Source organism: Streptomyces colonosanans (assembly GCF_001866645.1).
GTDB lineage: Bacteria > Actinomycetota > Actinomycetes > Streptomycetales > Streptomycetaceae > Streptomyces > Streptomyces colonosanans.
This window is the reverse complement of the sequence record NZ_MLYP01000128.1, coordinates 1-7319: the sequence shown is the minus strand read 5'-3', so window position 1 is coordinate 7319 and position 7319 is coordinate 1. Positions and strand designations below refer to the sequence as shown.

The following is a 7319-nucleotide window of genomic DNA, read 5'->3' as shown; positions in this document are numbered from 1 at the left end:
CCCCACCAGCCGCGCGGACTCCTCGTCACGGGCCGCTCCCCCGGCCTCCAGGTCCACGAACGCCTCATCCAGACTCAGCGGTTCCACCAGCGGCGACAGGGCTCGCAGCAGCCCCATCACCTGCTCGCTGATCTTCCGGTAGAAGTCGAAGCGCGGCACCAGATACGCGGCGTTCGGCGCGAGCCGACGCGCCTGGGCCATGGGCATGGCGGAGTGCACCCCGAAGACCCGCGCCTCGTACGAGGCCGTGGCCACCACTCCGCGCGGCCCGAGCCCGCCCACGACGACGGCCTTCCCGCGCAGGCTCGGCTTGGATGCCTGCTCCGCCGAGGCGTAGAAGGCATCCATGTCGAGATGCAGGATCGTCGGCGCGGTTCTCACATGTCCGATGCTGCCCTACGCCACTGACAATGCGGCGGGCAGACGTACGGCGCGCTCAGACGGCCCGGTTGCGCCGTCGCGCCAGTTCGTCTGTGGTGTTGTGGCCGACGATGGCCTCGCCCGTGTCGACGCGCTCCCCGTGCAGTTGCGAAAGTGCGCTCTCCACGTCCTGCCACACGACGCCCACGGCGATGCCGAAGATGCCCTGCCCGCCCTGGAGCAGCGCGTGCACCTCGTCCGGGGACGTGCACTCGTAGACCGTCGCGCCGTCGCTCATCAGCGTCATCAGCTCCAGGTCGCGGAAGCCGCGCTGCCTGAGGTGCTGGACGGCGCTACGGATGTTCTGCAGGGACACGCCGGTGTCGAGGAACCGCTTGACGATCTTCAGGACGACGACGTCCCGGAAGCTGTACAGCCGCTGTGTCCCGGACCCGTAGGCGGGGCGTACGCTCGGCTCGACGAGACCTGTCCTGGCCCAGTAGTCCAACTGCCGGTAGGTGATGCCCGCGGCGGCGCACGCCGTGGGACCGCGATATCCGATGTGCTCGGAAGCCGCCTCTCCTTCGCCCGGCACGGCCGTCGGCCGCTGAGGGGCGGAGCCGGTCACGTCGCCGTGGCCGGGATATTCGCTGCTCGAGCGAAGCCGAGAACTCGAGGGAGGGTACGGGCCGTGCTCCCCCAGTCTGCGTCCGGGGGCACCCCCAGCCCTATCGCCGCCGCTGCTTCTCACGCCGACCTCCGTCCTCGACTGCCTTCTCGACGGTAGGCAGTCACCAGGGGTGCGTCAACGATCGCCACACTCGGCACGCCGAGTGATAATCACCCTAGGAGTGGTTTCCCGTGCCCTCCCGCGGGGAAAGGCTAGCCGAATGCTTGAGCGATGAGCCGGGGGATGTCGCCCTGGTCACCGACATGTAACACCTCGCCCGAAGCCATCCGCTCTCCGGTGCCGTCTGCCGGGAGCCCCGGTTCGACGAAAACAGCTGCTCAATCGGGTGTTCGCGCGCTGCGGACCCCCTGTGCCGGCTGAATGACCATACGCGTCCCCGACACAGCGCATCGATCCGCACTCGCGCCGCAACGCTCACCCGGTGAGGCCCACCGCTCAGCCCCGGACTCCCGCACGCACTGGGCGGACCAGATTCCGGAGCACCACATCCTGTCGGCCGGACACCCCGCCGGGCACCATCACTGGCTGCTCGTACCGAAGTCCTCCGGCGAGATCTGGTCGAGGAACTCGCGGAACTTCTCGACCTCGTCCTCCTGCTCGTCCGGGATCGCGATACCCGCGTCGTCGAGCACCCCGTCACTGCCGTAGATCGGTGTACCGGTGCGCAGCGCCAGCGCTATGGCATCTGACGGACGGGCGCTCACCTCGACACCGCTGGCGAAGACCAGCTCCGCGTAGAAGACGCCTTCACGCAGATCCGTGATGCGCACTTCCGTGAGCTCCTGACCGACTGCCTCCAGCACGTCCTTGAACAGGTCGTGGGTCAGCGGTCGCGCGGGGGCCATGCCCTGCTGGGCGAAGGCGATCGCCGTCGCCTCCCCGGGGCCGATCCAGATGGGGAGGTAACGGTCGCCTCCCACTTCTCGCAGGAGCACGATCGGTTGGTTGGAGGGCATCTCGACCCGGACACCTACGACATCGAGCTCGTTCACACAGCAACCCTAGGCCGTGCCCGGGATGTTTGGGTAGTCGGGCACGAAACGGCTGGATGATGCGCCGACGGCAAACGCGGTGGTTCAGGGCTGTCGCACGCCCAGTGCGGACCGCACCAGCGCGGCGTGCAGCTTCACCGCGAGCCCCGCCAGCTCTTGCGTCCGGGCCTCGGCGTGCGCCCTGGTCTGTGGATTGCGGTGGCGCCGCAGCGGGGCCACGATCTGGTCCACCAGGCCTGCCTCGCGGTCCGCGGCGGCCTTCATCACCCGCAGATGGCGCGGCTCGATCCCGTGACGGCCCAGTTCGGCCACCAGGGTGGCCACAGTGACCGCCTCGGCGTCGTACGTCCCGTCCGGCAGCGGTACGACGAGCCCGTAGGACTCCCATTCCTTGAGCTGCTCCTCGCCGATCTCGACGGCGCCGAGCAGCTGGTCGCGGTCGATCCGCGCGACCGTGGGGGCCTCGGGATCGCTCAGAAGACCGCCGAGCGCTTCCGTGCCGCCCACGTCACGCTGCTGACGACCCAGGGAAGGCGGCCACACCTCCTCACCTCGCTCCAGGGCGTCAAGGTACTCACGGATGACCTTCAACGGCAGATAGTGGTCCCGCTGCATTCTCAGCACCCGGCCGAGGCGCTCGACGTCACGGGCGCCGAACTTGCGGTACCCCGAGGGGGTGCGTTGCGGCTCGATGAGCCCCTCGGACTCCAGGAAGCGGATCTTGGAGATGGTGACTTCGGGGAACTCCTCACGCAGCACGTTCAGCACCGTGCCGATGCTCATCAGCTGGCTGTCCGCGGCGGCGGTGCCACTGTCGGCACCGCCGCTCGGTGTGTGACGCATGGACCCTTCCCTGGCGGGTCAGATACCCCGCTGGCTCGCGTAGAAGACCAGCCTGTACTTGCCGATCTGCACCTCGTCGCCGTTGTTGAGGGCGACCTCGTCGATGCGCTCACGGTTGACGTACGTGCCGTTGAGGCTGCCGACGTCGGCGACCGTGAACGTGCCGTCCGGACCGCGGCGGAACTCCACGTGCCGACGCGACACGGTCACATCGTCCAGGAAGATGTCGCTCTGCGGATGGCGCCCCGCCGTGGTCAGGTCGCTGTCCAGCAGGAAACGACTGCCCGAGTTGGGACCGCGACGCACCACCAGCAGTGCCGAGCCGAGTGGCAGCGCGTCGACCGCCGCCTGTGCCTCCGCGGAGAGCGTCGGCATCGGCGTCTGGCCGGTGGCCTCCGCGTCGTAGGCCTCCAGGCCGGAGATGGAGATCGTGGACGTCGTCTCCGACGCACGCTCCGGAACCACACCCGCCCGAAGCGGCGCGCCGCAGTTGGAGCAGAAGCGGCTGTTTTCCGCGTTGCGGTGACCGCACCTCGAACACACCAGAGCCGACATGTCCCCGAAACCTATGCGGCCGGACGCGGCAGGGTCAACAGACGGCGCGCCCTGACCTCCCGAAATGTCACCACCCGGACCAGTGACCTGGTCCCGGAACAGCGGACGCTGGCCCTCCGCGTGTCCCGGCTGTGCGCGATGGCGGGCAGTTGCGTCCCTGCCCTCTCGTGCGCTCTTGCCGAACAACTTCGCAAACAACTTCACGGGCGATTCCCCTTGACCGAAACAGACCCGCCCGTGGGGCAGGACGAACCCTGATTCCATACACCGGCCGACCCGGACATCCTCACAACGTCCGTATCCACCAGACAGTTTCCACCACGCACCACCCGTTCGATGCGCCGACCCCCCGCAACCTCATGCCCCCGTCGGACGGCGTCCATGCACCCGCGGTTCACCGGGAGGACGACCGAGCGTAGTCAGGCTGCTTCGCCGCTCGCAAGGCGTTAACGACGATCTTCGTCGAACGCTCCACAGTAACCGTGGCCTGCTCCTTTGCAAGAGTCTGCACCACGCCTCCGGGGATGTTGAGCGCCGGATCCAGGTCCCGCGGCTTGCCGATGACCTTGAAACGATAGGGCTGGGTGATCTTGTTCCCGTCGACGCTCACACTCTTCTCGGAGTCCGACAGATAGGTGCCGGCGACCACGCGCACACCGTTCACCTGGATCGCCTCCGCACCGGCCGCGCGCAGTTCCTGGATCGCGTCGAGCAGCATGTTCGCCTGGACCGTCCCCTTCGTGTCCTCGATGGTCATCGTGATGCCGGGTCCCTGTGCGGCCACCGTGCCCGCAAGGATGCCGAGTTGCCTCTCCTTCTCGGCGGTCTGCTTGCGGGCCTCCTCGGCCCGGTCCGAGCTGTTCTCCAACTCGGCCCGCTGATCTTCGAGACCCTGCTTCTCATCCTGAAGACGCTGCGTGCGGCCGTCCAGTTCATCGAGGATGCGCACAAGATCTTCCTGGCGTGCGCCACGCAGGGCGCTGCTGCCGTCGCTGTTGGAGGCGACCTGCACGGCCAGGCCGAAGCCGAGGCCGAACAGCAGGAGCGCGACGATGAGTTGGGCACGTGTGACGCGCGGCGGCCACAGCCCCATTACCAGACGCTGACGGCCGGTCAGCACGGGCTCGGATCCCTTGCCGGTCTCCGGAGTCCGGAATGCCCCAGAGGCCGCTGCCGGAACCTCCTGCGGCAGCTCTCTGCGCAGCCGGTGTTCGCCGGTCCACGGCTGCTGCTCGGGCGTCTCGTCCGCGTTGTTCATCAGCCTCACGCCCGGAACACGTGTCGGCGGATCGCCGCCGCGTTGGAGAAGATGCGAATACCGAGGACGACCACGACACCAGTGGACAGTTGCGCGCCGACGCCCAACTTGTCGCCCAGGAAGACGATCAGCGCGGCCACGACCACGTTCGACAGGAACGACACCACGAAGACCTTGTCGTCGAAGATGCCGTCGAGCATGGCTCGCAGCCCGCCGAACACGGCGTCGAGCGCCGCCACGACGGCGATCGGAAGGTAAGGCTCGACGACCGCCGGAACCTCGGGCCGGACCAACAGGCCGGCCACGACTCCCACGACGAGGCCCAGTACGGCGATCACGATGTGCCCTTCTCTGTGCTCGGTTGTGCTGTACGTACGATGACACTCGGTGCGGCCGGCAGCCGGACGTCGCCCTCGGTGGAGATGCTGGTCCGGATCCCGTAGTTCTCCTGCAGCGCATGCAGGTAGAGCCCGTCGGCGCTGTCTTGGAACCTGGTGCTGAGCCGTTCCCCGTCCCCCACCGCGAACACCGTGTAGGGCGGCACCAGCGGCCTGTTGTCGACCAGTATCGCGTCACCCGCGGCCCTGATCGCCGACAGGGCCGTCAGCCGCTGCCCGTTGATCGCGACCGCCTCGGCGCCCGACTCCCACAGCCCGTTGACGACGCGCTGCATGTCGCGATCTCGGACGCGTCCGGTGTCGGAGAAGCCTGAGGTCTCCCGCGGATTGCCGTTACCGCCTGTGGTGGCGTCCTTGGAGTCGTTCACGACGAGCTTCACGCCTGGGCCGTGCACCGCGACGGCGCCCGACAGCATCCCCACGAGGTCGGCCCGGCCGGCGCCCCCGTCCTTCTTCAGGGCCTCCCGCTGCCGTGCGCTCACGTCGCCACGCAACGTGCCGACGGTGCTTTCGAGCTTGTCCGCGACCGCGGTCTCGCGCTGGATGCGGTCGATGAGTTCCTGACGCTCCTTTGCGATCGTCGGGGCGGCCACGCGTGCCTGCGCGGCGCCCACGGTCACCACGACGGCGGCGAGTACGAGTCCGGCCGCGAGACTGAGCTTGGCCCGCACCGTCCTGGGCATGCCGCTGGTGCCCTCGGACTGCTTCCGGGCGGCGGCCTCGGCGTACCCGTCGTCGAGGCTGTGATCCATGACGTTGGTGAGCAACGACATGGACGCGTCCGGGCGCGAGACACGCGCGGGTGTGCTCCGAATGGGGCGCGGCTGCGGCATGCCGCACATCGTCGCACGTCGCGAACGATACCTCCGAATGGCCCTACCGGCGTGCCGGACAGGCCCCTTTGGGAAGACTCGTCCGGCACTCGCGCGTACTGCGGGTTTTACCGGCCGGCGCTGTCCACGACCGCGGACCACTCGTCGAGCAGGTCCTGCGCGGAGGAGTCATCGGGCCCTTCGGCCCACAGATGTGTGACCGCCTCGGCAGGGTCGGGCAGTACCAGCGCCCATCGCCCGTCGCTCTCCACGACCCTCACGCCGTCCGTCGTGTCGACGAAGCGGTCTCCGGCCGCCTCGACGACCCGGCGCATCACAAGTCCCTTGACGGCCCATGGAGTCGCGAGATCGCGCTTGAGGACGTGCGCCCGCGGAATCCGTGCGTCGATCTGGCTGAGGGTGAGTTGCGTCCGCGCCACCAGCCCGATGAGACGTACGAATGCGGCCGTGCCGTCGAAGACGCTGCTGAACTCCGGCACGATGAACCCACCGCGCCCGTCGCCGCCGAAGATGGTCAGCTCCTCCCGGCCCACGCGCGTGAGGTCGTCGGGCGAGGTGGTCGTCCACTCGACCTGCGTCCCGTGGTAGGCCGCCACCTGCTCGGCGACCCTCGTCGTCGTCACCGGCAGCGCGACCTTCCCACTGCGCCGCTCCGCGGCCACCAGGTCGAGCATCACCAGCAGCGCCCGGTCGTCCTCGACGATCCGCCCTTTCTCGTCGACGAGCGACAGCCGCTCTCCGACGGGGTCGAACCGCACACCGAACGCGGCCCGTGACGAGGCGACGATTTCACCGAGCCGTACGAGCCCCGACCGCCGCGCCTCGGCGGTCTCCGTGGGCCTGGACTCGTCGAGACCGGGGTTGATCGTCAGCGAGTCCACACCGAGCTTGCCGAGCAGGCTGGGCAGGACGAGCCCGGCGCTGCCGTTGGAGGCGTCCACGACGACCTTGAGCCCCGAGTCGGCGATCCCCGAGGTGTCGACGCTGCGCAGCAGGGACCCGGTGTACGAGTCGAAGACGCTGGACGGGAAGTACAGGTCCCCTATCTCGCCGGGGAACGCCCGCCGGTACTCCTGCCGCGCGAACATCCGGTCCAGTTTCCGCTGGCCGGCCTGCGACAGATCGGCGCCCTGCCCGTCGAAGAACATGATGTCGACGGAGTCCGGTACGCCCGGCGACGTTCGGATCATGATCCCGCCGGCGCTGCCCCGCGCGGTCTGTTGCCGGGCGACGGGCAGCGGTACGTTCTCCAGGTCGCGTACGTCGATGGCGCTGGCCTGGAGCGCCGAGATGACCGCACGCTTCAGCGCACGCGCGCCCCGGGAGTGGTCACGTGCGGTGGTGACTGTGGACCCCTTCTTGAGCGTGGTGGCGTACGCGCCGGCCAGC

General features: G+C 68.7%; 8 protein-coding genes and 1 pseudogene. All 9 read right to left on the bottom strand.

Annotation, left to right across the window (positions count from 1 at the left end; genetic code table 11):
* Positions 1-381, bottom strand: a 381-nt coding sequence (locus BIV24_RS30555; protein WP_483883277.1) for a Y-family DNA polymerase, incomplete at its 3' end; no start/stop codon positions are given.
* 55 nt (positions 382-436) lie between these two features.
* Complete coding sequence (locus tag BIV24_RS30550; RefSeq protein WP_107459817.1) at positions 437-1111, bottom strand: MerR family transcriptional regulator; 675 nt, start codon at positions 1109-1111, stop codon at positions 437-439.
* Between the two features lie 458 nt (positions 1112-1569).
* Positions 1570-2043 carry a bifunctional nuclease family protein gene (locus tag BIV24_RS30545; RefSeq protein ID WP_004002801.1) on the bottom strand — a complete coding sequence of 158 codons (474 nt, stop codon included), beginning with the start codon at positions 2041-2043 and terminating at the stop codon, positions 1570-1572.
* A gap of 84 nt (positions 2044-2127) precedes the next feature.
* Positions 2128-2886 (bottom strand): transcriptional regulator FtsR, encoded by a 759-nt coding sequence (gene ftsR / locus BIV24_RS30540; protein WP_071369713.1) that lies wholly within the window; start codon positions 2884-2886, stop codon positions 2128-2130.
* 18 nt (positions 2887-2904) lie between these two features.
* Positions 2905-3705, bottom strand: a complete 801-nt coding sequence (locus BIV24_RS30535) for a double zinc ribbon and FHA domain-containing protein (protein ID WP_079168663.1) — start codon at positions 3703-3705, stop codon at positions 2905-2907.
* A gap of 130 nt (positions 3706-3835) precedes the next feature.
* Positions 3836-4699 carry a DUF881 domain-containing protein gene (locus BIV24_RS30530; RefSeq protein WP_071369711.1) on the bottom strand — a complete coding sequence of 288 codons (864 nt, stop codon included), beginning with the start codon at positions 4697-4699 and terminating at the stop codon, positions 3836-3838.
* Between the two features lie 5 nt (positions 4700-4704).
* Positions 4705-5037 (bottom strand): small basic family protein, encoded by a 333-nt coding sequence (locus BIV24_RS30525; protein WP_003988855.1) that lies wholly within the window; start codon positions 5035-5037, stop codon positions 4705-4707.
* Positions 5034-5930, bottom strand: coding sequence for a DUF881 domain-containing protein (locus BIV24_RS30520; RefSeq protein ID WP_245767016.1), 897 nt, complete (start codon positions 5928-5930; stop codon positions 5034-5036). Before BIV24_RS30520 ends, BIV24_RS30525 begins: the two co-directional genes overlap by 4 nt.
* A gap of 107 nt (positions 5931-6037) precedes the next feature.
* Positions 6038-7319, bottom strand: a pseudogene (locus BIV24_RS30515) (mannose-1-phosphate guanyltransferase); the annotation flags it as partial.

Excerpts from the sequence above, each read along its gene's own strand:
- BIV24_RS30530 (WP_071369711.1), bottom strand. The coding sequence starts at position 4,699 with ATGAACAACGCGGACGAGACGCCCGAGCAGCAGCCGTGGACCGGCGAA.
- BIV24_RS30520 (WP_245767016.1), bottom strand. The coding sequence starts at position 5,930 with ATGCCGCAGCCGCGCCCCATTCGGAGCACACCCGCGCGTGTCTCGCGC.
- BIV24_RS30535 (WP_079168663.1), bottom strand. The coding sequence starts at position 3,705 with ATGGAATCAGGGTTCGTCCTGCCCCACGGGCGGGTCTGTTTCGGTCAA.
- ftsR (WP_071369713.1), bottom strand. The coding sequence starts at position 2,886 with ATGCGTCACACACCGAGCGGCGGTGCCGACAGTGGCACCGCCGCCGCG.